The following is a 24,194-nucleotide window of genomic DNA, read 5'->3' as shown; positions in this document are numbered from 1 at the left end:
TGTCGCTATGTGATGTCAAGACGGGGTGCCGATCGGTCACTGCAGTGGCTTGTGGGCAGTTTCGGGCAGCCGGAGGAACACGACCGTGCTGATGACAGCAACGACGGTGACGTACCAGCCGAACAGTTCGATCCGGTTGATATCGACCAGCCAAGTGGCGATGTACGGTCCGGTGCCACCAAAGAGAGCAACGGCTAGGGCATACGGGAACCCGATGCCCGAGCCCCTCAATCGAGCGGGGAAGAGCTCGGAGGCGATAGCCGACGAGATGCTGGACCACAAGGCGATGAACACTAGTCCGGTCATTTGGACGATCAGCAGGCTTGTGAAGCTTCCCGTCAGGCTGTTGAGCAGCGGCACGGTGCCGAAGACGAAGAATAGGCCGAACACGATGAGCAGGGGTTTGCGGCCGACCTTGTCAGACAACAGCCCAAACAATGGTTGGAGCACCAGGAACACGGCCAGAGAGATGGAGCCGGTGACCAGCCCGATCTTCACGTCGAGATCGACGGTGATGCTGGCGTACGTGGGCAGGAAAGAGCTCCAGATATAGAACACAAGTGCCGGGGCGGCAGTAAGGCCAAAGACCTGGAGCGCTTGTTTCGGGTGCTCGCGGAAGAAGTCAAACATCCCGACCTTCTTGCGGGTCTCTCCCGCTGGAGCTTCCTCCAACGTCTCGGAGGCGTGGCGCCGGATCAGGTAGCCACCGATCGTGGCAAGGGCTCCGGCGATAAACGGGAGTCGCCAGCCCCAGCTCTCCATGTCCTCGGTCGACAGAGTGTTGGCAAGGACTGCGGCGACCACGATCGCAGTGAGATTGGCGACGGTGGCAGCAATGTAGAAGAAGCTGGAAAAGAACCCACGCCGCCCCTGCGGTGCGGATTCGATAAGAAATGCCGATCCAGCAGCGTACTCACCGCCGGCCGAGGCGCCCTGCAGGAGTCGGGCAATGACCAGTATGGCCGGAGCGAGGACTCCCACCTGGGCATAAGTGGGCGCAAGGCCGATCATGAGGCTGCCCACACCCATTCCAATGATCGTTGCGCTGAGCGTTGCTTTTCGACCGAACCTGTCGGCCAGCATGCCGATCACCAGTCCGCCCATTGGGCGTGCAAAGAAGCCCACGGCGAAGATCGCCATCGCGCCAAGCAGAGGTACGAGGGTGTTGTCGGTCTCAGGGAAGAACTGCGGTGAAAAGTACACCACGAGCATCGCGTACACGTACCAGTCGAACCACTCCAGCGTGTGCCCCACCGAAGCAGCGAGAAGCTGCCTGAAGTGGAACCTTCTTGCGTCCGGCCCCTTGGCCGGAGATCCTGGATCGGTAGGTGGGTGCGCCTGCCGACCTTGAACAGTTGACACAGCGGCTCCAATCTCATAGGCAGACGGTCCCCGGAGGGAAAACGTCGCGGGATGCCACAAGTCTGAGACTCAAATCACACGAAAGCTACGTGTGCAGTACCAACCGCGCTCTACGGATCTCGTATCCAGCTACGAAAGCCTGGGCTTGCGGTAGAGTAGGAGCGCGAGCTCGACGATGGTATCCGTAGATTCCAACGAACAGCCCGTCACTTCCTCGAACCTGGACAGTCGGTACCGCAAGGTGTTGACGTGGATGTACAGCGATTCAGCTGCCTTAGGAATGCTGCGACCGTGAGCGAGGTAGGCCTCAAGGGCCTCGGGAATCAGCTCTTTGAGAGCTCCCGACACATCGAGGGGTTCGAGATACCGCTCTCGCAGAACTTCCAGGGTGGCTGGAATGCGGGATACGGCCATCCGCCACCCGAGTGAGTCAACAGTGACCACGCCGCTCTCGATAGTCCCCTCAGCGGCAGCAAGAACGTCCTCGGCCACAGTGAAAGACTTCATTGCCTCGCTTAGCCCCCCTGATTCATGGGGTGTGGGAGATTCGGTTCTCTACGGATGTCGCGTCCTGATTGGCGAGTAGGCGTGCGGAAGCTCCGGCTAGCGCTGCCGGTGGGCGGGTCTCCGGGTGGTGCTGTCGTGGGCGGGCAGGTGAGGTCAGGCGGGTTTGGGGATCGCGGCGATCGTGTGGAACACCGCCTCGATGGCGACGGCCCACGGCCAGGTTTCGGGGATTTTCACGCGTCGTCGGCGGCTGCTGCGGGTCAGCAGGGCCGCGACGTGCAGGAATCGGTAGCGCATCGCTTTGGGCTCGCACAAGGCGAGAACGGCGGCCTCGCCGATGCAGGCCAGCAGCCGCGTCCACGCGATGAGGTCTGCGGCGATCATGACCGCGACGAGCCAGGCCTGGTTGACCGCGAATTCCCGCGAAGGAAGGCGGCCGAGTCCGGTGTCTTTGGCGTGTCGGATCCGGTCCTCCACGCGGGCGTGCGCCCGATGCCGCGCTTCGAGGAACTGCAGTTGACCGACGGCGGTGTTGGTCACAAATGCCTGGTAGCGCCACCCGTCGAGTTCCTCGAACATCGACAGTTGGGCGCCAGGGTGGGGTCGTTCGCGGCGGACGATGACCCGCATCCCGTCTGGCCACTTGGCGAGCATCCGTGGGGAGAGGAACCCGGTCAGCTCGGCGACCTCAGCCCCGGGCCGCAGGTCCCCGCCCTGGTTCAACGCCGGCCCCCACGTTGCCTCGGGAGCCATCGCGATCGCCCGCCGGATCGGGTTGGTGACCGCGAATCCGACCGAGTACTCCACCTGCCGACCGCGGACGCGGTTCTGGTCGGTGATCCATTCCAGCAGGGCGTGGGAGGCGCCGGCGCCGTCGGAGCGGATCAGCACATCACGCCGGTGAGCGGCGGGGACCTGCGCAATCGCCTGGCCCAGGACATCGATGTGGTCGGCAGCGGTGTTCGACCCGGCGTTGCCCGGCCGCAAGCTCGCGGCGAGGAACTCTTCTGTGTTGTCGCACCACACGCCGATCGGGTGATACCCGAACGTGCGCTTATAGGTTGGCGCGGCCTGCTCTTTTTCGCTGTGGGTGGCCACGATGGTGGCGTCCACGTCGAGCACGATCGTCGATCCCAGGTCCCGGCCCGCGCACTTCGAGGCGGGCACCCCGCCGGGCAGGTGGGACCACACGTGCCGCCGGGCACGAGCCCGCGCGACCTGGATTTTCTTGCGTTTACCGGCGGTGACCTCATCCAGGGTGCGCCACACCGTCGGGGACGAGGCGACCGGCCCCAGGACCGTGGATTGGTGGCGCAGGACGCGGATGTCGGCGATGGACTCCCCGCCACCCGTGAGCATCACCGCGACATCGGTCAACACCCTGCCACGGTCATGGATCGGGATGGATCGGCGCTGCGCCATGGCCCCCGACAGCTCGGCGGTCAGACCGACGCGATCCGCCAGAAGGCGTGGCGCGATGGTCCCGGCGTGAGAAATCACCGCGACATCATCGACACAGAACGACAGACCAGACGACCACGAAGTACGCTTCACCTACCGAGTGCTTTCTGCTTGAGGAACTGTAGCTCTAGACAAGTCCCAGTTTCCCCTGTTCAGGGAGCACTTCGGTCTATTTGCGCCCAGCGATCCGCAGATCCCCATGAAACACCGGGGCTAGCCCCCCTGATTCATGGGGTGTGGGAGATTCGGTTCTCTACGGATGTCGCGTCCTGATTGGCGAGTAGGCGTGCGGAAGCTCCGGCTAGCGCTGCCGGTGGGCGGGTCTCCGGGTGGTGCTGTCGTGGGCGGGCAGGTGAGGTCAGGCGGGTTTGGGGATCGCGGCGATCGTGTGGAACACCGCCTCGATGGCGACGGCCCACGGCCAGGTTTCGGGGATTTTCACGCGTCGTCGGCGGCTGCTGCGGGTCAGCAGGGCCGCGACGTGCAGGAATCGGTAGCGCATCGCTTTGGGCTCGCACAAGGCGAGAACGGCGGCCTCGCCGATGCAGGCCAGCAGCCGCGTCCACGCGATGAGGTCTGCGGCGATCATGACCGCGACGAGCCAGGCCTGGTTGACCGCGAATTCCCGCGAAGGAAGGCGGCCGAGTCCGGTGTCTTTGGCGTGTCGGATCCGGTCCTCCACGCGGGCGTGCGCCCGATGCCGCGCTTCGAGGAACTGCAGTTGACCGACGGCGGTGTTGGTCACAAATGCCTGGTAGCGCCACCCGTCGAGTTCCTCGAACATCGACAGTTGGGCGCCAGGGTGGGGTCGTTCGCGGCGGACGATGACCCGCATCCCGTCTGGCCACTTGGCGAGCATCCGTGGGGAGAGGAACCCGGTCAGCTCGGCGACCTCAGCCCCGGGCCGCAGGTCCCCGCCCTGGTTCAACGCCGGCCCCCACGTTGCCTCGGGAGCCATCGCGATCGCCCGCCGGATCGGGTTGGTGACCGCGAATCCGACCGAGTACTCCACCTGCCGACCGCGGACGCGGTTCTGGTCGGTGATCCATTCCAGCAGGGCGTGGGAGGCGCCGGCGCCGTCGGAGCGGATCAGCACATCACGCCGGTGAGCGGCGGGGACCTGCGCAATCGCCTGGCCCAGGACATCGATGTGGTCGGCAGCGGTGTTCGACCCGGCGTTGCCCGGCCGCAAGCTCGCGGCGAGGAACTCTTCTGTGTTGTCGCACCACACGCCGATCGGGTGATACCCGAACGTGCGCTTATAGGTTGGCGCGGCCTGCTCTTTTTCGCTGTGGGTGGCCACGATGGTGGCGTCCACGTCGAGCACGATCGTCGATCCCAGGTCCCGGCCCGCGCACTTCGAGGCGGGCACCCCGCCGGGCAGGTGGGACCACACGTGCCGCCGGGCACGAGCCCGCGCGACCTGGATTTTCTTGCGTTTACCGGCGGTGACCTCATCCAGGGTGCGCCACACCGTCGGGGACGAGGCGACCGGCCCCAGGACCGTGGATTGGTGGCGCAGGACGCGGATGTCGGCGATGGACTCCCCGCCACCCGTGAGCATCACCGCGACATCGGTCAACACCCTGCCACGGTCATGGATCGGGATGGATCGGCGCTGCGCCATGGCCCCCGACAGCTCGGCGGTCAGACCGACGCGATCCGCCAGAAGGCGTGGCGCGATGGTCCCGGCGTGAGAAATCACCGCGACATCATCGACACAGAACGACAGACCAGACGACCACGAAGTACGCTTCACCTACCGAGTGCTTTCTGCTTGAGGAACTGTAGCTCTAGACAAGTCCCAGTTTCCCCTGTTCAGGGAGCACTTCGGTCTATTTGCGCCCAGCGATCCGCAGATCCCCATGAAACACCGGGGTTTACTCAGGACCCTTCAATCCCCAAGCATGGCACCGGGTCGCTGTCGAGACCAAGGCGAGTGTGCTCGCGACGGCACCATCGGCGATCCGTCGGCTGGCTCCGGTGTTTTCGGAGATCGGGGTGCCTCAGACGCTGCGCACAGTCGCCGCCGCAGGTGAACCGCTCACCGCTACTGTGGCCAGTTCCTGGGAATCGACCGGCGCGCCGATAGTCCGCAACGGATACGGTCTCTCGGAGGTCGGCATGGTTCTAGGGGACGCTTTCGGGCCCGGCCCGACAGCACGACCGGGAATGCTCACCCACCCGATTCCGGGCTTCGATCCCTTTCTAGTCGGCCCAGACGGTTCGCCATCGCTTGCAGATGAGCCCGGGCTCATCGCCGTTCGTCGACCGCGGCATCAGATGTCCGCAGGTTACGAAAATGCCCCTGCGCAGTGGCAGCAAAGTTGGCACGGTGAGGTCTTTGTCACCGAAGACCGAGCCCGCATCGACGGCGAGGGGCGATGGATGATCGAGGGACGAGCGGACGACATGATCATCACCTCTGGACATAACGTGAGTCCGGTCGAGGTGGAGGATGCGATTCTCAAGCACCCCGCAATCACAGAAGCTGCCGCGGTCGCCTACGCCGATCATGCTCGCGGTGATGTGGTGCGAGCCGTCGTAGTGGCTCCACAACCCGGAATAGACGTCGACGAACTAACCCGCCAACTCAAAGACCTTGTCGCACAACATGTGGGCAAGTATGCATCGCCGCGTGTCGTTACCTTCGTCGATGCGCTTCCGCGCAACGAAGTTGGAAAGCTGCGACGAGCCTCGCTACGGCCACAGTAGCGAAACCTCACACTGGAAGGACATCAACAATGCCCGATAACATAGTTCGCGCAATTCTGATAGCCCACGTCCAGCCCAAGGACAATCTGGAGGACGAGTTCAACCGCTGGTATGACGACATCCACATACCGCAAGTCGTTGACCGAATTGCTGGTGTGGTCTCGGGAAAACGTTACCGGTATGCCGAAGAACAACTTGTCGATGCTTCTGGCGCCCCGCCGACTAGGTATCTGACAATGTACGAGATCGAAACCCACGATCTCGCCGACACCGTCGACCGCCTCGGAGCAGCGCTTACCGACGGCACCCTAGACATGTCGGAGTCGCTCGATACCGAGAACCAGCCGCCGATCCTGCACTTCTATGGCTCGGTCAGCAGCTGACTCTGCACTACCTCCTGGAAAGAGGCCTACCTTGACCATCGACGATTTGGACCACGACCGGCGTCCTGTAGCCGAGCGGTAGGGTAAGTCCCCTGGGGTGGTGTGAAACCGGGCTCCCGAATCGGGACCGTGTCGGTCCTGAACGTAGAAGGGCCACCGCGTGAAGCTGTGTGGGTAACGACCAAGAAACTCACACGAGAAAGACACCGCGATGGCCCTGGACCAGTCTGCCCTACTCGAGCTCACCGAGTCGCTACGCACCGCCGACGGCGGCGACATCATGCGCACCCTGCTCGCCACGATTCTGCAAGCGTTGGTCGACGCCGAGGCGACCGCCCATATCGGTGCCGGACGCTACGAACGGACCGACACCCGCACCACCAGCAGAAACGGTACCCGCGACAAGACTGTCTCGACCACCAGCGGCGACGTGACGGTGAAGATTCCCAAGCTTCGGCACGGCTCGTTCTTCCCGTCGCTGCTGCACCCACGCCGTCGCATCGACCAGGCCCTGCATGCGGTGATCATGGAGGCCTACGTGCACGGCGTCTCGACCCGCAAAGTCGACGACCTGGTCGTCGCACTGGGTGCCGACACCGGAATCTCCAAGTCCGAGGTATCACGGATCTGCGGGGACCTGGACGACGAGGTCCGCTCGTTCAACACTCGTGAACTCGATGTCCACGCCTACCCGTACGTGTTTCTCGATGCCACCTACTGCAAGGCCCGCGTCGGTGGGGACAACCGCGGCAAGGGCGCGAAGGTCGTGTCCCAAGCGGTGGTCATCGCCACCGGTGTCGCCGCCGACGGCCGGCGGGAGGTCCTCGGCTGCGCGGTCGGCGACAGCGAGACCGAGGTGTTCTGGGCCGAATTCCTGCGGAGCCTGCGCGAACGTGGTCTGCACGGGGTGCAGTTGGTGATCTCCGACCACCACCGCGGTCTGATGAACGCGATCGACAAGGTGTTGGTGGGGGCGGCGTGGCAGCGGTGCCGGGTGCATTTCCTGCGCAACGTCGCCGCCCGGATCCCCAAAGGCCAGTTCGAGATGGTCGCCGCGGCGATACGCACCATCTTCTCCCAGCCCACCGGGATGCTGGTGCGCGACCACGTGGACACCGTCGCCAGCACCTTGGAGTCGCAATTCCCGACGGTGGCAGCGATGCTGATCGAGTGCAAGGAACAGATCACTGCGTTCGCCGACTTCCCCGAGGCGCACTGGAAGAAAATCTGGAGCACCAATCCGATCGAGCGGCTCAATCGGGAAATCAAGCGCAGAACCGACGTAGTCGGGATCTTCCCGAACCCCACCGCACTGTTGCGGCTGGCCACCTGTGTGCTCATCGAAGCACACGAGGAATGGCAGGTCAGTGATCGTCGCTACCTGTCGGAAGAGTCGATGACATTGCTGTCCCCGCCGGCACCGACCGTCCTCGACGCAGTCCGACCCGCCCGTCCCGGAGAGGTGGTGGACGAGCAGACGCCCCTTACGGCATAATCAACACAGCCTCACAGCGCAACGCGCACAACGGTTTACACCACTTCACGGGGCTCAATCGAGCGATAAGTGGCCCTTCCGGATCCGGAGTGCGTAGCTGGGGTTCGCCGGTGATGCGGTGAGGCACAAAATGTAGGGGTCCTGGGGCGTGTGACGATGCAGGTTCTCACGCCACGCATCGAACACCCCAGGACCCGCTTTGAACGCTACCGCCAGCCTGCTTGCCGACACCATCTGCCGCACCGTCGAGCTCGGGGTGACGATCACCGACGCCGCCGTGGCCGACGAGCTCACGCACCTGTTCTGCGCCCCGGTCACACTCGACCCGATCTGCGCCGAGTGCGGGATGGCGGGGCGCCTGCGCGACCACGTCCAGCGGAAGGTCACGGATCTACCGATCGTCGGACATCCCACCAGACTGCACGTGCGGGTACCACGCTTTGTCTGCGACAACGATGACTGCGGCACGAGGATCTTCCAGCAACGCATGCCGGCGTTGGCCGAGCCGCGGGCCAAGACCACCCGCCGCTGCAGCCGCTGGATCCTGCAGCGTCTGGCGATCGACCGCACCAGCGTGTCCGCGGTCGCCAAGGCACTCGGGCTGGGATGGGACCTCGTCAACGACCTGGCGGTCACCGAGACTCGCGCCATGGTCTACGACCAGCCCGGACACTTCGTGGCAGATAGGGCTTGTCGGTACCGCGGGTCCGGCGAGTTGGTACCGCTGTTCCGGCGACCCGGAACCGGCCCGCGCGTGAGGCGGGCCGGCACCGTCGGGGGTTACTCCCAGTAGCCGGTGGTCGCCCGGGCTTGGTCGTCGCGTTGGCGTCGCATGTCGACTTCGCCGAGGTTGATCTCGCGGGCGTTGTTGGCCAGCCGGTTGACGATGGAGTCCGCGGCCACCCGGTCAGGTAGGGCCTCGAGCCAGTACGCCGGTCGGGATTGTGAGGCGATCATCGTCGGCAGCCGGTGCTCCCGGTTGGCCAGCACGGCGAACAGGTCGTTCGCGGCCTCGGGGTCGATGCCCACGGTGAGGAAGTCGTCGATGATCAGCAGTTCCACGTCCGACAGGTCGTTGAGCATTTTTTGGTGGCGGATGCCGTCGCCGCGGGCGATGACCAGCCGCCGGGCGAGTTCGTCCATGCGGGCGTAGGTGACGGTGTGCCCGTTCTGGCAGGCGGCGATGCCGATCGCGCAGGCCAGGTAGGTTTTCCCGCCGCCGGTCGGTGAGAGGACCAGCAGGTTGGTGGGGTCTTGGCGCCAGTGGTGCCCGGCGTAGCGTTTCATCCGCACCGGGGTGATCCCGCGTCCTTCCTGGTAGTTGATCTCCGCGATCGAGGCCTGCGGGATCGGGAACTTCGCGGCGCGGATCAGCTTGTCGATCCGGTGGGCTTGGCGCTGGTCTAGGGCGTCGTCGACGGCGGTGAGGAAGATCTGCTCCGGGGTGAGCTCGTCATTGGCCTCATCGCTGATGAGCTCCTCGAACCGGGTCGCCACGTGCGTGATGCGTAGGTTGCGGAACTTCTGGTGATCGATCTCGGTGAACATCACACGCCCTCCCCGCTGCGGCCGCGCGCATAGTGATCGGCCGAGCGGACTTGAATCGCGCCGTCGTCTCGGGCCCCGGCCGGTGGCGGCGGTTTTCGTGTGGCCGCCGCCGGGACCACGGGCCGGGGCGCCTTGTGGTCGGAGTCGATGCTCGCCATGACGCGTTTGAGCACGCTGTAGCTACCGGCACTGTTCTGGTTGAGCAGTACCTGGCAGGCTGCCTCGAGCCGCTGGCGACTGCGCTTGCCGAGAGTTTCGAGGATGTTCTGGCAGTCCAGATAGCCCTGCGCCTCGATCACGTGACGATCAAGGATCTGGGCGATCACCTGCTCAGTGGCGGGGCCGAACCCGCGGGCACGGTCGGTGAACCACTGCCGGGACCACAGACCGTCGATACCCTGGTGCTCCTTCGGGGCGTGAGCGAGCACGGTCGAGTACTGGCCTTTGCGGCCGTGGCGCCGTGGGTGCTCGCAGACGACCTGGTCACCGTCGAAGAGCGTCACCGACTGCGCGGTCAACCGGACTCGCAGCAGTTGACCGGCGAAGGTGTACGGCACCGAGTAGTACTGCGAATCGCAGGAGACGTGATAGTTCCGTCCGACCTTGAGCTGCTTCCACTCCACCGTGGCGAACCCGTCGTCTGGCAGCACCGCCAGCAGCGGCGCCTCATCGGACTCGAATCGCTCCCACCGTGTCGTACCGTCAGCCCGGCGAATCTGGGTGTTGATCTCGGCGACGCGGTCATCAATCGCCGCGTTCAGGGCCTCGACGGTGGTCCACACCTCCTCGGCGAGGTAGCCGATCACGCGCTTGTTGACCACTTCCACTGCTGACTCCACGGCCGCTTTGTCGCGGGGTTTGCGGACCCGCGCCGGCACGATCGCGGTGCCGTAGTGGTCGGCCAGTTGCTGGTAGCGGACGTTGACAGCCCTGGCCGCCTCGCCCTTGGCCTGCCGGTGGGTGGCGGTGGTCGGGTTGTCGGGCACCACCATCTGCGGCGTCCCGCCGAAGAAGTCGAACGCTGCGACGTGAGCGTCGATCCACGACGGGGACTTCATATCCGTAAAACCGCGACAGAACACCGCACCGGAGTACGGCAGCACCGCCACGAACAAGTACAGCTTGGTGACCTCACCGGTGACCGCGTCGAGGACCTCGAGGGTGTCGCCGGCCCAGTCGACCAGCATCGTCCTGCCGGGTTCGTGATGCAGCGTGGCCACGACGTCCTTGATGCGGGCGTGGTCGGCGAACAGGGCGCAGTACTGGGAGTACCCGTACTTCTTCCCGGCCCCGACGGGGTCCGCGAGATATTTGCCCCAGGCCTGCTGGATGGTGAAGTGCCGGTTGAACTTCATCGACGCCAGCACCCGATCAAAATCGGGCTTGGTGTAGTCCTCCGAGACGCGTTTGCGCCCGTCGGGGAACATCCCGGCGATCTCGGCCGGGTTCATCGACGACGCTTGGCCGGCGGTGATGCCGTACGCGGTGATCGTCTTCTTCACCGCCGCGATCTCCCGACGCGAACACCCGACGGCGGCGACGATCTCGCTGTAGCTATGCCCGGCCAGCGCCAACGTCATGATGGCCTTGTACTCGGCCACATCAGCCTCCTCAAATAGGAAGAAGCGGCGCAGTCGCGCCGCCTCACCCCGAGCAGACCACCCCGCCCGCCCTAAGGAGTACCGAGTCGCCGGAATCGAAGTACCGGATCGCCGGACTAGGCGTACCCACTAGCCCTATCTGCCACTTCGACGGCGTCCGCGTTCTCGGGGTCGATTAGCACAAGCGGAAACACGTCCGCGGCGACGGTTCGTCTTCGTTCGTCACCGTCCTGGTCGACCTGACCCCGGTGGTGGACGGCACCGGCCCGTCGCGCCTGCTGGACATGGTCCCCGGGCGCTCGGCGAAGGTGCTCACCGAGTGGCTCGATGCCCGCGACCAGGTGTTCCGTGACCGAGTCAAGGTTGTCACGATGGACGGATTCGCCGGCTACCACGCCGCCGCCGCCAAAACCGTGCCCGCTGCTCGGACGGTGATGGATCCATTTCACGTCGTGCAGCTTGCCGCCGACAAGCTCACCGTGTGCCGCCAACGCATCCAGCAGGCCACCACGGGGCACCGCGGCCGCACCGGCGATCCCCTTTACGGGATCCGCCGGACCCTGCGCACTCGGGTCGAACTGCTGACCGACAAACAGAAGGTCCGCCTGTTCAAGGCGTTCACCGCCCACGATGCGCACGCGGCGGTGGAGGTCACCTATGGCGTTTACCAGCGACTCATCACTGCATACGAGGCCTCGGGCAGACGGGAGGGCAAGATTGCGATGTACAAACTCCTGCGCTCGATCCGGTCCGGCGTACCCAAGGAACTCCCGGAGCTCGCGCAGCTCGGACGCTCTCTCTGGAAGCGCCACCGCGAGATCCTGGCATACTTCGACACCCGGGCTTCCAACGGCCCGGTCGAGGCCATCAACGGTCGCCTCGAGCACCTGCGCGGAATCGCCCTGGGCTTCCGAAACCTCAACCACTACATCTTGCGGTCACTGATCCACTCCGGTCAGCTTCAGGACCGGATCAATGCACTCTGATTCCGGAAGGGCCGGTTAACTGGAGGGGTCCGCCGGGGCGAGACGGATCGAGAGTGCCTCGCAACGAAGTTTTCGTTGCGAGGCACTCTCAGTGGGTCAGAATTCCGAACAATTCTTCTTACGGGATAGTAAGTCCCCACGCCGCGCGGGCATCGCGGCCCGAGTAGTCAATTGCAATCGACTTCTCATTGGTGTACTCGTTGATGGCATTCGGGCCCATCTCACGGCCGAATCCGCTCTGCTTCACACCTCCGAACGGCAGTTGGCCTGACAGGGCGTGCCAGTCATTGATCCATACGGTGCCAGCCTCAAGTCGATGCGCTAGGTCCATTGCGACCGTATAGTCGGTGGTCCAAACGCCGGCCGAGAGTCCGTACTCACTGGTGTTGGCCTCTGCCACGACGGCATCGATATCGTCGTATGCCATCACTGAGACCACAGGGCCGAAAATCTCCTCCGTAGTGATCTTCATGTCAGGTGTGACGTCGGTGAAGATTGTCGGAGGAACCCACATGCCTTCCCTGTTCAGGTCAGCAGGAAGTTCGGCCTGGAATGCGACGGTTGCCCCATCCTTCTTACCGCTGTCAATGAACCCTTCCACGCGTTCCCGCTGAGCTCGGTTCATCAAGGGTCCGATGTCGGTGCTCATATCTGTGGGATCACCGATAGTGAGCTGCGATGCGCGCTGGACAAGGCGATCAACGAACTCGCGATAGATGGTTCGGTGGACGAACAACCGGGTGCCGGATTCACATGCTTGGCCGGCGTGGACCAAGAAGGCCCAGAGTGATCCGTCTACCGCCAGGTCGAGGTCGGCGTCGGGGAGCACGATGTTTGCTCCCTTTCCGCCGAGTTCCATGGTGACCTTCTTGACACGCTCTGCAGCGTTCGCCATGACCGTCCGTCCAGTGGCAGTGGACCCCGTGAATGAGACCTTCCGGACCTTTGGGTGCTTGGTAAGATGCCCACCGACTTCGGCTCCATCACCAGTGATGACATTGAATACGCCATCGGGCAATCCCGCAGCCTTGAGCACCTCGGCCAAGATGAGAGCCGTTGACGGCGTCTTCTCGTCGGCCTTGAGCACGACAGAGTTGCCCGCTGCGATTGCCGGGATCGACTTCCACACCGTGAGGAGCAGTGGAAAGTTCCACGGAACGATTCCTGCGACGACGCCAATCGGTTCACGACGAATGATGCCGACTACGCTGCCGCTTACCATGGTCGGCTGATCGGTGACGTGTCGTCGCGCCAGGTCGGCAAAGTAGCGGATATGCATGACTGGGAAGCCGACAGAGAGACCTTGAGCGAGCCTGACCGGTGTGCCGTTCTCTCGCGAGGCGAGCAAACTGATTTCTTCGGCGCGGGCTTCGATCGCATCCGCTGCGCGGTCGATTACCGCCGCCCGCTCATGCATCGGAGTTTCGCGCCAGCCGCTGCTGGCGAAAGCCGCTGCGGCGGCTTCGACCGCAGCGTCGACCTCCGCGGTTCCTCCCTTGGCTAGCGTGGCAATCACCGTGCCATCACCCGGGCTGACCACGTCATAGGTTTCGTCGGTATCGACAGACTTGCCGTCAATGAAGAGTGAGTAGTGCGTCATGTTCCCAGAACCAACTTTCTGAACTTGAATGTGTACTCAGCTTCCTTAGCCCAGGAAAGTGTCCTGTGGTGTGTGGTGCTGGTCATGAAACTCAAGCCTCTTCGTAGGTGATGATGCCGCGCAAATTTTTGCCATCCAACATGTCTTTGTATCCTTGGTTAACCTGGTCGAGGGTGTAGGTAGTAGTGACCAGTTCGTCGAGCTTGAGTTCTCCCTCCATATACCAGTCGAGCAGGCGGGGGATATCAATGCGGGGATTCGATGATCCGAACAGACCGCCGCGGATTTCCTTCTCGTACAAGGTGAGGGTTAACAGATCCAGGTCGACCTTGATTTGATCGCCCGGTGCACTCGAGGTCAGAACCAGCACTCCCCGTTTGCCGACCAGCTTCAGTGCTGGCTCCACCAGCTCGCCCTCAGCAACGCTGGTGGTCAGGATGGCCCGATGCGCCAGGGTGCCCCGAGTTAGCTCCGCGATAAGGGGCAGGGCTTCCTCCATGCTTGCGGCCACATGCGTTGCGCCGAACTCCTTGGCGCGCTCTCGTTTGTAAGCCACAGTGTCGATCGCAATGATGTTCTTGGCACCTGCGAGGCGGGCACCTTGTACTGCGTTCATGCCGATTCCGCCGACGCCAATCACGGCCACCGTGTCTCCGGGCTGGGTGCCCGCGGTGTGAAATGCCGAACCCCACCCCGTCGTGACGCCACACCCTACGAGCGCGGCCCGATCAAGCGGAACATCGTCACGGATCTTGATGACATTGTCCTCGTGGACAACAACATACGGGGAGAAGGTTCCCAGCAAGCACATCGTCCCTACGCCTTTGCCACGCGCTTGGACCCGGTGGGTCCCGTCCGAGAGCGCCACTCCTCCGAAGAGGTGGGCTCCGAGATCGCAAAGATGCGAATGTCCACTGACACAGGAGTAGCAACGGCCGCAGGAGGGGATAAACGCCAGCACGACGTGGTCGCCCGGCACGATTCCCTTGACTGCGGAGCCGACTTCCTCAACGATTCCGGCGCCTTCGTGTCCACCGACCATAGGCTCCAAGCCGACAAAGATGCCGGAGTCGATATGGTCGTCCGAATGACAGAGCCCCGACGCTGCGAGTTTGACTCGTACTTCATCAGGCCGAGGATCACCCAGTTCGATCTCTTCGACTGACCAACCCTTGTTCGCGCCAGGCTCCCAGCAAATCGCGCCTCGTGTTTTCATCAGAAAAATCTCCTGTCTCTTCTCGATATTCCTCAGTCGCTCCGCGCGGCCAAGGAGGTTGATAGGAACAAATGGGGATGTCAAAATTTGCTACACGCTGGCCGATTCAGTGTGTGGAGAACCACCATCCCTGATAGCAGTCGCTGTCATAGCCAACCTTCTCTCGCTGAGGTTGTTTGAGCGAACAAGCCAGGCCCACTCGGCTGACCCACCACGCGCTGCCACTCCCAAACGGACGACTGTGTCCTGCGCCACAAGTAGAACACAGACCACATCTTGCCGCAAGCAATATCGTACCGATTGGCCCCCCTGATTCATGGGGTGTGGGAGATTCGGTTCTCTACGGATGTCGCGTCCTGATTGGCGAGTAGGCGTGCGGAAGCTCCGGCTAGCGCTGCCGGTGGGCGGGTCTCCGGGTGGTGCTGTCGTGGGCGGGCAGGTGAGGTCAGGCGGGTTTGGGGATCGCGGCGATCGTGTGGAACACCGCCTCGATGGCGACGGCCCACGGCCAGGTTTCGGGGATTTTCACGCGTCGTCGGCGGCTGCTGCGGGTCAGCAGGGCCGCGACGTGCAGGAATCGGTAGCGCATCGCTTTGGGCTCGCACAAGGCGAGAACGGCGGCCTCGCCGATGCAGGCCAGCAGCCGCGTCCACGCGATGAGGTCTGCGGCGATCATGACCGCGACGAGCCAGGCCTGGTTGACCGCGAATTCCCGCGAAGGAAGGCGGCCGAGTCCGGTGTCTTTGGCGTGTCGGATCCGGTCCTCCACGCGGGCGTGCGCCCGATGCCGCGCTTCGAGGAACTGCAGTTGACCGACGGCGGTGTTGGTCACAAATGCCTGGTAGCGCCACCCGTCGAGTTCCTCGAACATCGACAGTTGGGCGCCAGGGTGGGGTCGTTCGCGGCGGACGATGACCCGCATCCCGTCTGGCCACTTGGCGAGCATCCGTGGGGAGAGGAACCCGGTCAGCTCGGCGACCTCAGCCCCGGGCCGCAGGTCCCCGCCCTGGTTCAACGCCGGCCCCCACGTTGCCTCGGGAGCCATCGCGATCGCCCGCCGGATCGGGTTGGTGACCGCGAATCCGACCGAGTACTCCACCTGCCGACCGCGGACGCGGTTCTGGTCGGTGATCCATTCCAGCAGGGCGTGGGAGGCGCCGGCGCCGTCGGAGCGGATCAGCACATCACGCCGGTGAGCGGCGGGGACCTGCGCAATCGCCTGGCCCAGGACATCGATGTGGTCGGCAGCGGTGTTCGACCCGGCGTTGCCCGGCCGCAAGCTCGCGGCGAGGAACTCTTCTGTGTTGTCGCACCACACGCCGATCGGGTGATACCCGAACGTGCGCTTATAGGTTGGCGCGGCCTGCTCTTTTTCGCTGTGGGTGGCCACGATGGTGGCGTCCACGTCGAGCACGATCGTCGATCCCAGGTCCCGGCCCGCGCACTTCGAGGCGGGCACCCCGCCGGGCAGGTGGGACCACACGTGCCGCCGGGCACGAGCCCGCGCGACCTGGATTTTCTTGCGTTTACCGGCGGTGACCTCATCCAGGGTGCGCCACACCGTCGGGGACGAGGCGACCGGCCCCAGGACCGTGGATTGGTTGTTTGGGACGCCTTTCGGAAAGCGCGGTTCTGATGATCGGGTAGCGGTCGGACGGGCATCGGATAGCGGCATCTGCCCGTCCGACCGCTGGGCCGCTATGGCGTTGCCGTGGCGAGGTGCCGTCTCATGTTCGGGCCGTCGAGGGCGATGATCTCGGCGCCGGCGACGATCCGGTTGAGGATCGATTCGGCGATGACCGCGTCTTGGAGCGACTTGTACCAATCTGGCGGATCGAACTGCGAGGTCACCAGCGTCGAGCCCCGCCCTTCCCGAGCGGCAAGGATGTTGAGCAGCTCCGCCGCGGTGTGCGGAGCCACCGGCGTGGTCAGGAAGTCATCGAGAACCAGCAGGTCGCAGTTGTGCAGATCAGTGAGGAAGTCCAGCCTGCGCTGCGAGGTCGGCTCCAGCACGGCGAGCCGGTTGGCCAGGTCGTCGAGCCGGAAGAACCTCGCGGTGTAGTACTTTCGGCACGCGGCATTGAGCAGCGCCTGGGCGAGGTAGGTCTTGCCCACGCTGGACTGGCCGAGCACGACGAGATTGCGGGTGGCGTCGATCCATTGACAGCTGGAAAGTCGTGCGATTAGCTCGCGGTTGACGTTGCGGTCAGGCAGGTAGCGGATCTCTTCTACGCAAGCATCAGGGTTTGGCGATCTGGAGGCCTTGAGTAGTTTCTGGGTCCGGCGTTCCTGCCTGGCCGTGATCTCTTTGTCCAGGGCGTGGAAGATCTTCTCCGAGAAGGTCCACTCGTCGCAGGCGGGATCGTTGGCCAAGTCGATGACGGTCTGGCCGAACGCGGTCATCCGCAACTGGGTGAACAGTGGCATGTCGGCGTCGGTGAGATGACGATCAGTCACTGCAGCTCCTCCCGCCCCGCGGTGCCGCTGCTCGGGCCTCCGGTGAGGACGGCGAGGCTGAACTGCTCCGGCCCGGCCAGATGCGCCCCGGTGGTATCTCGCCGATCCGGCGGTACCGCTACAGGCGTTGCGGTCGCCGGCGTCGTCGCTGCGGTCGTGGTGGTGGGTCGAGCGGCGGCCTGGGCCCTCAGGGCCGCCAGCTGCTGCTTGACGGCGGTGTAGCTGATCGCCCGGCGTGAGGTCTCGGAGACCAGCTGCCCGCAGGCCCGCTCGAGCAGCATCTTGTTGTCCCCGCGGGCCAGGGCGAGGATGTTCTGGCACGAGCGGTAGCCCTGAGCCTCGATCCGCTGGCGATCCAGGACCTCACTGATCGCGGCCACGGTGTGCGGTCCGATCTTGTGGGCCTGGCGCACGAAATACGCCCGCGACCACAGGTCCGATGACTGCAGATGCTGCGCGGGAACATGGTCAGGGTCGGTCACGAAGGCGTGCCGCCTACCGGAGACGGCGTGGGAGGCGATGACCTCCCCGCCAGCCATGACAGTGAGCGTGGGGCCGGTGATCTTCACATCGACGTGCTGGCCAGCGAAGGTGTAGGGCACCGAGTACTTCACCGTGGCGATCTCCACGTGGTAATCCCTGTTGACCTTGGACTTCTTCCAGATGACTGGCTGCCAGCGGGCCTCGGGAAGGTCGAACAGTTCCGACTGCTCGTGCTCGGTGAACAGCTCCCGGCGGCTGGTCTTCTGGCCGCGGAACGGGGTCCGGTCGTTGATCGCCTCGACCTCGGCGGCGATCGCCTCGTTCGCATCATCCAGGCTAGCGAACCGCCGATCGGCCAGCCGTCCGATCACCCAGTTCGTCACCACCTTCACCCCAGCCTCGACGTGCCCCTTGTCTGTCGGGCGCACCGGCCGAGTGGGCACGGCAGCGGTCTGGTGATACTCGAGGAAGTCACGGTACTCACGGTTGACCTCGCGGGCCCGGTCACCGCGGGCGATCTGGTTCGACGCCGTCGAGGCGTTGTCCGGGACGATCACCTGCGCCGCGCCGCCGAAGTACTCGAACGCCTGCAAGTGCGCGTCGAGCCAGTTCGGCATCTTCTCGTCCAGGCAGCCGCAGGCGAAGACCATCCCCGAGTACGGCAGCGATGCCACGAACACCGACACTGTGGTCTTGGTGCCGGTGACGGGATCGAAGATGGCCATCTTCGTGCCCGCCCAGTCGACCTGCATCGTGTGCCCGGGCACGTGCGTGATCCGCATCGTCAGCTCGTTGACCTCGACGTACTCGCCGATGATCTGGCAGAACCGCTGGTAGCTGTAGTGCCGCTGCCCCGGCGTGCCGTCAGTGTCGAGGTAGTTGGCCCACAGCACCCGCAGCGGCAGCTTCTTCTTGCCCGTGCGCTTCTTCACGGCAGCCGCCACGTCGAAGGCGACGAACTCCTTCGACGGCGTCTTGCGCCCATCGGCGAACAAGACGTCGATCTCCTCGACGCTGAGCGCCTCGACCTGGCTCGTGGCGGTCAACCCGTGCTCGTGGCAGACCTTCTTCGCCTTCGCGACCGTGCGATGCGAGCAACCCGCGATCGCCTCGATGTCCCGGTAGGACCTGTCCTGCAGCAGTAGCGACATCACCAATCGGTAATCAGTCACCCGTGCCTCCTGTTCGGATCCACGCGCAGCCTGGTTGCCACGCGTAGAACCGACACGAGCACACGAGGACCGGCACCGCTATCCGATGCTCATACTCGCGCTACCCGATCATCAGAACCCTGCTATCCGAAGCACGTCCCTAACAGATTGGTGGCGCAGGACGCGGATGTCGGCGATGGACTCCCCGCCACCCGTGAGCATCACCGCGACATCGGTCAACACCCTGCCACGGTCATGGATCGGGATGGATCGGCGCTGCGCCATGGCCCCCGACAGCTCGGCGGTCAGACCGACGCGATCCGCCAGAAGGCGTGGCGCGATGGTCCCGGCGTGAGAAATCACCGCGACATCATCGACACAGAACGACAGACCAGACGACCACGAAGTACGCTTCACCTACCGAGTGCTTTCTGCTTGAGGAACTGTAGCTCTAGACAAGTCCCAGTTTCCCCTGTTCAGGGAGCACTTCGGTCTATTTGCGCCCAGCGATCCGCAGATCCCCATGAAACACCGGGGTTAGTGCGCGGGGAGGCCCTAATGCCAGCGTTCCGAGGGGAAAGTCGGTGGGTGCTTCGCGAAGAAGGCCGATGAGCCGGCCTTCGGACGGCAAGATCAACTCCTCGCGGTCACTGGCAAGTCGGCTGCGAATTGCTTCGAGTTCGTGCACTGGGTGTGCAGAGGTGCAAAAAGCTCGATAGGTCATGTCGCGGGGCAGGTGATACATGACTGCGCCCTGGTCGATCTGCGCAGCCGACAGGCTCCCAGTTAGAAGGTCGTGAAGCCACGAGTCTCGCCGTCGCCGCTCGGCGAGGGCCACCTCGAGACCATGGGTGCGATAGGCAACTGCCGCTCGTGCAGAGAATGCATCGCTCAGCTTCCACAACAGACCAGTCATCCACACGATGTCCCGCTCTGGAAGGCCGCACTCCTCAGCGAGCACAACAGCCCTATCGAGGATCCCCGTCATGGAGACGCGAAACCCTGCCAAGATATCTTCGATCGGCAACCCGGCCTGAAGTCTCTGCAAGGTAGCCGTTTCGGCCTCCCATATATCGCCAGGCGAGGGGACCTCGCGTTTGCGTAGCGTCTGCACGGACAGCCGAAGATTTCGTCGAACGCTGTCCTCAAGTTCGGTATCGGCGGTGGCCCGATAAGATTCGAGCTCTTGCCGAACCCTCTCGATGGTAGGGCCGATCATCGTCTCGTCGAGCTCAAGCGAACGAATAAAGGCACCTATACGTTCCGGGTCGGTAGCTCCCACCATGGCGAGACTACTGGCCGGTCGTTACTGACGTCGATAACGACTGGGCAGGTGTTTCTCCAGGATGGAGCCCTCGTCTGTCGTGGGGCTTGGATGAGAGCCGACTGTTCGGGTTGAGAGTGCTGGTCAGAGGCAGGGCGAAGGGACGGAGTGATGATTTATGCAGGATGAACGGTTAGGCCAGCTGTACCCCGGCGTCCGTGCCGAACCCGAGTGGTCAGGTCGTCCGAGGCGGTCTGCCCCTTGGGGGGGCTGTATCTCGAATTGCGCCCGAGGGGACCGCTGGAGGCTCGGCGAATGATTCATCCGACGCAATACGCAGACTACTAGTTTACATAATATCGCTTATCGGCGTTTCGTGTCACATTGCGACACAGCACTTTTCGTGGATATTGGCGCAGCCTCTCGCGGGAACGAGGTGCGGGACGAGCACACATGCACGGTCCGGTCGGCAGTGTCGACACAGCCCTGGCGCTGTTCGCTGCCGCCGACGCTGCCGGATTGATCGAATGGGACAGTTGCCAGCCACGAACGGGCCTGAACTTGTGGTCCCGCGCGAAGTGCGGCACCGGCGCCATGGCATCGCACGCAGCCCATCGTTCCGTGCAATCCTAATGCACCGCAACCATATTGGTGGATAATCGAAATTATCCATCATGGTCGGTCGGTGCGCGCGGGCGATCCCTCTCCCGCTACTCCCCGCCTGGCGTGGATTCCCGGCTCGGGACTGGATGACGAATCGGCACGGCCGAATCTGCTCCGACATTGGAGGGCGGCGCGTGACTTCGGCGCTCCCGACCGGAGAGCGGGATTAGAGCTCCCGTCCTGATCCGGGTCATCGAGCGCGGCCCGTATTGGTTGAGGTCACCGAGATCGGCCAGCGGGGAGGTGCGCGACGTTGACGATGCCGCGCAGGACCGAGTTGATCGCGACAGCGTTCTCTTGCTCGAGAGCCTGGTCGAGTCGGATGAACAAACCGTCGAAGGTGCACGTCGGTCCGCGAACGCGTGCTCGAAGGTCTCATTTTCGGAAGAGCTGGTTTCATCCTCCGCACGCGCGTAGTGTAGGCCCGTCGATTCTGCACATTGCCCAGTTTCCGTTCCATTCCGGCGGGGATTCCGAGTTGCTGTCGAGCAACATCGGCGTTCCCTCTTCGTCAATGAGGTGGAAGTATATCTTCTCTCCGGGAGCGTGCGGCGATTCGATGTGCCTACTTCCGAAATGGTTGAACATTTCTCCAAGGGTGGCTTCGGCAACCTGGCCATGGTCTGTCCACGAAAAAGTCCACTCCTGTGCTGAAGCCGCGAAACCGTCTCGCCACGTGCCGCTACCATCTGCGTTGAAATGGACATTCATTCCTCGACCAACCCACTTTCCGGTGAACCCGGACCCGTCTTCGGGCACGGTTGGGTTGGTCCCGTATCGGGTGCCGTCACCGCCATTAAGTCGGACTTCGCCCCTGCTGATCATGAATCCTTTGTGGGTAGCTTCCTCAGTGCAGGTGATTCCATTCTCTGCGCTCGAACACCGGAATCCGCTCCATTCGACGGATGTTCCGTACGGCAGGACTCTAAAATCTTCCAAGGCTGCATTCCAAGGCCACCCTCCGGTGCATACGCCACGTACAGCATCGTGCGATCGAGTGATTGCCGCACCACCAGGAGTGCTGTTGAGCGTCTGGGAGCACGGCGGTGGTACCGGTTCCTTTCCGACGTACTCGCTGGCCATGCAAGCGACTTGAGGGTTATCGCTCAATCCCCCCCACGTGCCGGCTTTCTCGGCATCACTCATTTCGCACAAGATATTTCCTGACGGGCTTTGGAAATAGACTTCTCGCAGACTTTGTGGATCGGTAGCCCGGCGTTCGATGTTGACGACCGCGAGGTTACCGCCATTCAGCTCGTCGAAAACGCCGCGGAGATTTTGGACAATTGACGGTATTCCCTTGGTCAGAACACCAAGTACGAAATTTGCTGCACGGCCGGCAAGGGTGTCCTGGAAACCCGGAGGGACGCCTACGCCCTTGCTGATCGCGGTCGACATACATGAAGTAACTGCGGTTGCGAGCTTGCCGTGCTCTCCAGATTCCGCGGTGGATGTTTCGACAGCTGACATGATGCATTCGACGTTCGCTGGTTTTTCGAGAATATCGGACACCCTGTTGGTGTTGCCTACGAGGCCAAACGCTGAGTCGATCACGTACAGCCACGTCGTCGCATACGAGATTTCAGCGGACTGCATCACAGCCGCACGGACCGGCAACTTGTTCGAACTGAAGTCGAAGGAGATCTTCCCATTCGGCATGAGGATGCTGGCGCCGTTGTAGGACTTGCTCATGGTTGAAAGGAACAGCGCTTGTCCGGCGAGGTCGCCGGCGTTGCTCACAGTGGAGTAGGACGTGCCCACATCGGGCTCGGTCTTAACTAACCACGGTCTTCCGTCGTTCGAGTGGAGGGTGAGGCGCGCACCACTTGATGTCGGCTCCAAGCAGGGCCACACGACGTTGTGCTCCGTGGTGTCCTGCTTGACAGCGCGATTGGCCACCAGCGTTGTGTCTGACAGTTGCGCAGCGCGGCCGACGCAGTCGGGTGGAGTGGCGGCCCCAGTACCGAGCCACTCGTGGAGATTGTCCTGGAGATATGTACGGACCGCTTCCCAGTTCCACCACCTGAACTCCCCCTTGGAGAAGTGGCTCATCATCACCGAAGCTGAGTCGATTACCTTCTCTTCGCTGTTCTCATATTGGTCGTAAACAATCTCTGGCTGAATAACCTCCAGCTCATTGGTGTCCGATCGAGCCGTGATGAAGAAGAGGGTGCTCGGTGTGTCGGGTGTTGGTGATTCGACACCAGCGAATTTCCTCAGAAAATTGTTCTTCTCATCCTGGAGGTAGGTGACCTTGACTGGGGTCTGAGGCTGCTGGCCGTTGTCCAGATAGATATCGAATCCCATGCCCAGGCGCGTCGTGAGATCGGCGGGATCGTTCAGGAAACCCTGACTGTTGGACGTTGTAGATAGGACTATTTTGGTTCCGGCAGGTGCGACACCGCCGTCGGCCTCGACTTGTACTCCGTTGTTCACAAGGGTTGCACCATTCTCGGTGACAACGGTTTCGACCGTGTGGTACCCACGGATGGTGTCGGTCGTGCCTCGTAAGCCAGACACGTCGAAAGCATAGAGAACGACAACGATGAGCAGCAGAACGCTCACCAGGGCAAACAGTTTCTTCATTGGTTTTCTGACCCCTACTCACTGAGGACTGTCACCCGTGGTCACCTGATGCCCCAGTATAATGAGGCGTACGTATTTTGCCCGAAATGGGACAATTTCGGGTGGTGAACCTGTGGGCGCACTTCTCTTTGGGTCGCTCCCGGTGTTGCTGTGGCAACGTAAGCGCAGTTCAAGGACACTTCCGCGTGCAGGGATCGAGTCAAATTGATCTTGAAACATTGCAGGAGTCGGGGAATTGCGCCTAGAGCCGGGCGTAGTCGAGGAGGTGGGGTGGCGGACGAGGACATCAACCAGGGCATGTTCGGAATCGCGTTCGGAGTGTTCGGCACCAGAATGCGGCGAGCGGTCGCCGGCAGCGTGAAGAAGGCCTCCGCCGCATGGCGCCTGCTCACCGCTACCGTGATCTGGTCTTCGGTGCTGACACCGACCTGATGCAGGTAGTGATCCCACACCTCTGCACACCGAGCCGGCACCCGACCGTTGCAGAGGTTTTCGATGTCGATCAGATGCAGCGCCGGTCCTTGCACCACGTTCCCGGCGATTACGGCCCCAGTCATCGCTACTCCGATCGTTCGGCGCCTTCCATCGGGCGCGGTGCCCCATGGAACCGAACATCGGCGATCATGAGAAGAGCAGACCTGCTCCCCCACCAAAGACCAAAATGCCAGGTCAAGTCCCTGGAGGTGGTGTACGACGTCGTCGCGTGATTCCTCGTC

General features: G+C 63.1%; 19 protein-coding genes and 1 pseudogene. 6 read left to right on the top strand and 14 right to left on the bottom strand.

Translation table 11 applies throughout. The features are described from left to right. Positions 1 to 36: 36 nt before the first annotated feature. From KXC42_RS25855 to KXC42_RS25840, 4 genes are all read right to left on the bottom strand, one after another. On the bottom strand, positions 37 to 1,254 hold the full coding sequence (locus KXC42_RS25855) for an MFS transporter (RefSeq protein ID WP_244971999.1): 1,218 nt from the start codon (positions 1,252 to 1,254) through the stop codon (positions 37 to 39). A gap of 237 nt (positions 1,255 to 1,491) precedes the next feature. Next, a complete protein-coding gene (locus KXC42_RS25850; protein WP_219130588.1) occupies positions 1,492 to 1,854 on the bottom strand; it encodes a helix-turn-helix domain-containing protein in 363 nt (120 codons plus the stop codon). A gap of 168 nt (positions 1,855 to 2,022) precedes the next feature. After that, positions 2,023 to 3,423 (bottom strand): IS1380 family transposase, encoded by a 1,401-nt coding sequence (locus KXC42_RS25845; protein ID WP_006898364.1) that lies wholly within the window; start codon positions 3,421 to 3,423, stop codon positions 2,023 to 2,025. A gap of 265 nt (positions 3,424 to 3,688) precedes the next feature. Continuing rightward, positions 3,689 to 5,089 (bottom strand): IS1380 family transposase, encoded by a 1,401-nt coding sequence (locus tag KXC42_RS25840; RefSeq protein ID WP_006898364.1) that lies wholly within the window; start codon positions 5,087 to 5,089, stop codon positions 3,689 to 3,691. A 182-nt stretch (positions 5,090 to 5,271) separates the two neighbouring features. On the opposite strand from KXC42_RS25840, the gene KXC42_RS25835 reads away from it, so the two are divergent. From KXC42_RS25835 to KXC42_RS25820, 4 genes are all read left to right on the top strand, one after another. Next, positions 5,272 to 6,045, top strand: coding sequence for an AMP-binding protein (locus KXC42_RS25835; RefSeq protein ID WP_082924098.1), 774 nt, complete (start codon positions 5,272 to 5,274; stop codon positions 6,043 to 6,045). Positions 6,046 to 6,074: 29 nt separating this feature from the next. Beyond that, positions 6,075 to 6,428, top strand: a complete 354-nt coding sequence (locus KXC42_RS25830) for a hypothetical protein (RefSeq protein ID WP_006898361.1) — start codon at positions 6,075 to 6,077, stop codon at positions 6,426 to 6,428. 211 nt (positions 6,429 to 6,639) lie between these two features. After that, positions 6,640 to 7,923, top strand: a complete 1,284-nt coding sequence (locus tag KXC42_RS25825) for an IS256 family transposase (RefSeq protein WP_071936707.1) — start codon at positions 6,640 to 6,642, stop codon at positions 7,921 to 7,923. A gap of 199 nt (positions 7,924 to 8,122) precedes the next feature. Next, the gene (locus tag KXC42_RS25820) at positions 8,123 to 8,716 is read left to right on the top strand and encodes a transposase family protein (RefSeq protein ID WP_233500122.1); all 594 of its coding nucleotides are present in this window, start codon (positions 8,123 to 8,125) and stop codon (positions 8,714 to 8,716) included. Here KXC42_RS25820 and KXC42_RS25815 read toward each other — a convergent pair. Together KXC42_RS25815 and istA (KXC42_RS25810) are read right to left on the bottom strand one after the other, a co-directional pair. Then, positions 8,704 to 9,471: an ATP-binding protein gene (locus tag KXC42_RS25815; protein WP_006898359.1), complete on the bottom strand. Its 768-nt coding sequence runs from the start codon at positions 9,469 to 9,471 to the stop codon at positions 8,704 to 8,706. The two genes, KXC42_RS25820 and KXC42_RS25815, sit on opposite strands and share 13 nt — an antisense overlap. Then, entirely contained in the window at positions 9,471 to 11,072 is a 1,602-nt protein-coding gene (istA, locus tag KXC42_RS25810; protein WP_006898358.1) for an IS21 family transposase, read from the bottom strand. Before istA (KXC42_RS25810) ends, KXC42_RS25815 begins: the two co-directional genes overlap by 1 nt. Positions 11,073 to 11,218: 146 nt before the next feature. On the opposite strand from istA (KXC42_RS25810), the pseudogene KXC42_RS25805 reads away from it, so the two are divergent. After that, positions 11,219 to 12,058, top strand: a pseudogene (locus KXC42_RS25805) (ISL3 family transposase); the annotation flags it as partial. A gap of 118 nt (positions 12,059 to 12,176) precedes the next feature. Here KXC42_RS25805 and KXC42_RS25800 read toward each other — a convergent pair. From KXC42_RS25800 to KXC42_RS25765, 8 genes are all read right to left on the bottom strand, one after another. Then, positions 12,177 to 13,658, bottom strand: coding sequence for an aldehyde dehydrogenase (locus KXC42_RS25800; RefSeq protein ID WP_006897513.1), 1,482 nt, complete (start codon positions 13,656 to 13,658; stop codon positions 12,177 to 12,179). A gap of 91 nt (positions 13,659 to 13,749) precedes the next feature. Continuing rightward, the gene (locus KXC42_RS25795; RefSeq protein ID WP_006897512.1) at positions 13,750 to 14,874 is read right to left on the bottom strand and encodes an NDMA-dependent alcohol dehydrogenase; all 1,125 of its coding nucleotides are present in this window, start codon (positions 14,872 to 14,874) and stop codon (positions 13,750 to 13,752) included. Positions 14,875 to 15,319: 445 nt separating this feature from the next. Then, complete coding sequence (locus KXC42_RS25790) at positions 15,320 to 16,435, bottom strand: IS1380 family transposase (RefSeq protein ID WP_306840037.1); 1,116 nt, start codon at positions 16,433 to 16,435, stop codon at positions 15,320 to 15,322. Positions 16,436 to 16,572: 137 nt separating this feature from the next. Next, positions 16,573 to 17,331 (bottom strand): ATP-binding protein, encoded by a 759-nt coding sequence (locus tag KXC42_RS25785; RefSeq protein ID WP_007633699.1) that lies wholly within the window; start codon positions 17,329 to 17,331, stop codon positions 16,573 to 16,575. Next, positions 17,328 to 18,986, bottom strand: a complete 1,659-nt coding sequence (gene istA, locus KXC42_RS25780) for an IS21 family transposase (RefSeq protein ID WP_257605819.1) — start codon at positions 18,984 to 18,986, stop codon at positions 17,328 to 17,330. Before istA (KXC42_RS25780) ends, KXC42_RS25785 begins: the two co-directional genes overlap by 4 nt. Positions 18,987 to 19,097: 111 nt before the next feature. Next, positions 19,098 to 19,328 carry a hypothetical protein gene (locus KXC42_RS25775; protein WP_306840035.1) on the bottom strand — a complete coding sequence of 77 codons (231 nt, stop codon included), beginning with the start codon at positions 19,326 to 19,328 and terminating at the stop codon, positions 19,098 to 19,100. A 130-nt stretch (positions 19,329 to 19,458) separates the two neighbouring features. Continuing rightward, positions 19,459 to 20,247 carry a hypothetical protein gene (locus KXC42_RS25770; RefSeq protein WP_219130587.1) on the bottom strand — a complete coding sequence of 263 codons (789 nt, stop codon included), beginning with the start codon at positions 20,245 to 20,247 and terminating at the stop codon, positions 19,459 to 19,461. 1,041 nt (positions 20,248 to 21,288) lie between these two features. Beyond that, positions 21,289 to 23,457 carry a hypothetical protein gene (locus tag KXC42_RS25765; RefSeq protein ID WP_219130645.1) on the bottom strand — a complete coding sequence of 723 codons (2,169 nt, stop codon included), beginning with the start codon at positions 23,455 to 23,457 and terminating at the stop codon, positions 21,289 to 21,291. Between the two features lie 291 nt (positions 23,458 to 23,748). On the opposite strand from KXC42_RS25765, the gene KXC42_RS25760 reads away from it, so the two are divergent. Beyond that, positions 23,749 to 23,910, top strand: coding sequence for a hypothetical protein (locus tag KXC42_RS25760; protein WP_219130644.1), 162 nt, complete (start codon positions 23,749 to 23,751; stop codon positions 23,908 to 23,910). Positions 23,911 to 24,194 lie beyond the last annotated feature (284 nt).

This window comes from Rhodococcus sp. LW-XY12 (assembly GCF_019317345.1).
Lineage (GTDB): Bacteria > Actinomycetota > Actinomycetes > Mycobacteriales > Mycobacteriaceae > Rhodococcus > Rhodococcus pyridinivorans.
Note: the sequence above shows the minus strand (reverse complement) of the source record. Positions and strands in the feature narration are given on the sequence as shown.

What these genes read in the sequence shown, in the direction of transcription:
- KXC42_RS25800 (WP_006897513.1), bottom strand. Translation starts at nt 13,658, where the DNA reads ATGACGCACTACTCACTCTTCATTGACGGCAAGTCTGTCGATACCGAC.
- KXC42_RS25795 (WP_006897512.1), bottom strand. Translation starts at nt 14,874, where the DNA reads ATGAAAACACGAGGCGCGATTTGCTGGGAGCCTGGCGCGAACAAGGGT.
- KXC42_RS25825 (WP_071936707.1), top strand. Translation starts at nt 6,640, where the DNA reads ATGGCCCTGGACCAGTCTGCCCTACTCGAGCTCACCGAGTCGCTACGC.
- KXC42_RS25830 (WP_006898361.1), top strand. Translation starts at nt 6,075, where the DNA reads ATGCCCGATAACATAGTTCGCGCAATTCTGATAGCCCACGTCCAGCCC.
- KXC42_RS25815 (WP_006898359.1), bottom strand. Translation starts at nt 9,471, where the DNA reads ATGTTCACCGAGATCGATCACCAGAAGTTCCGCAACCTACGCATCACG.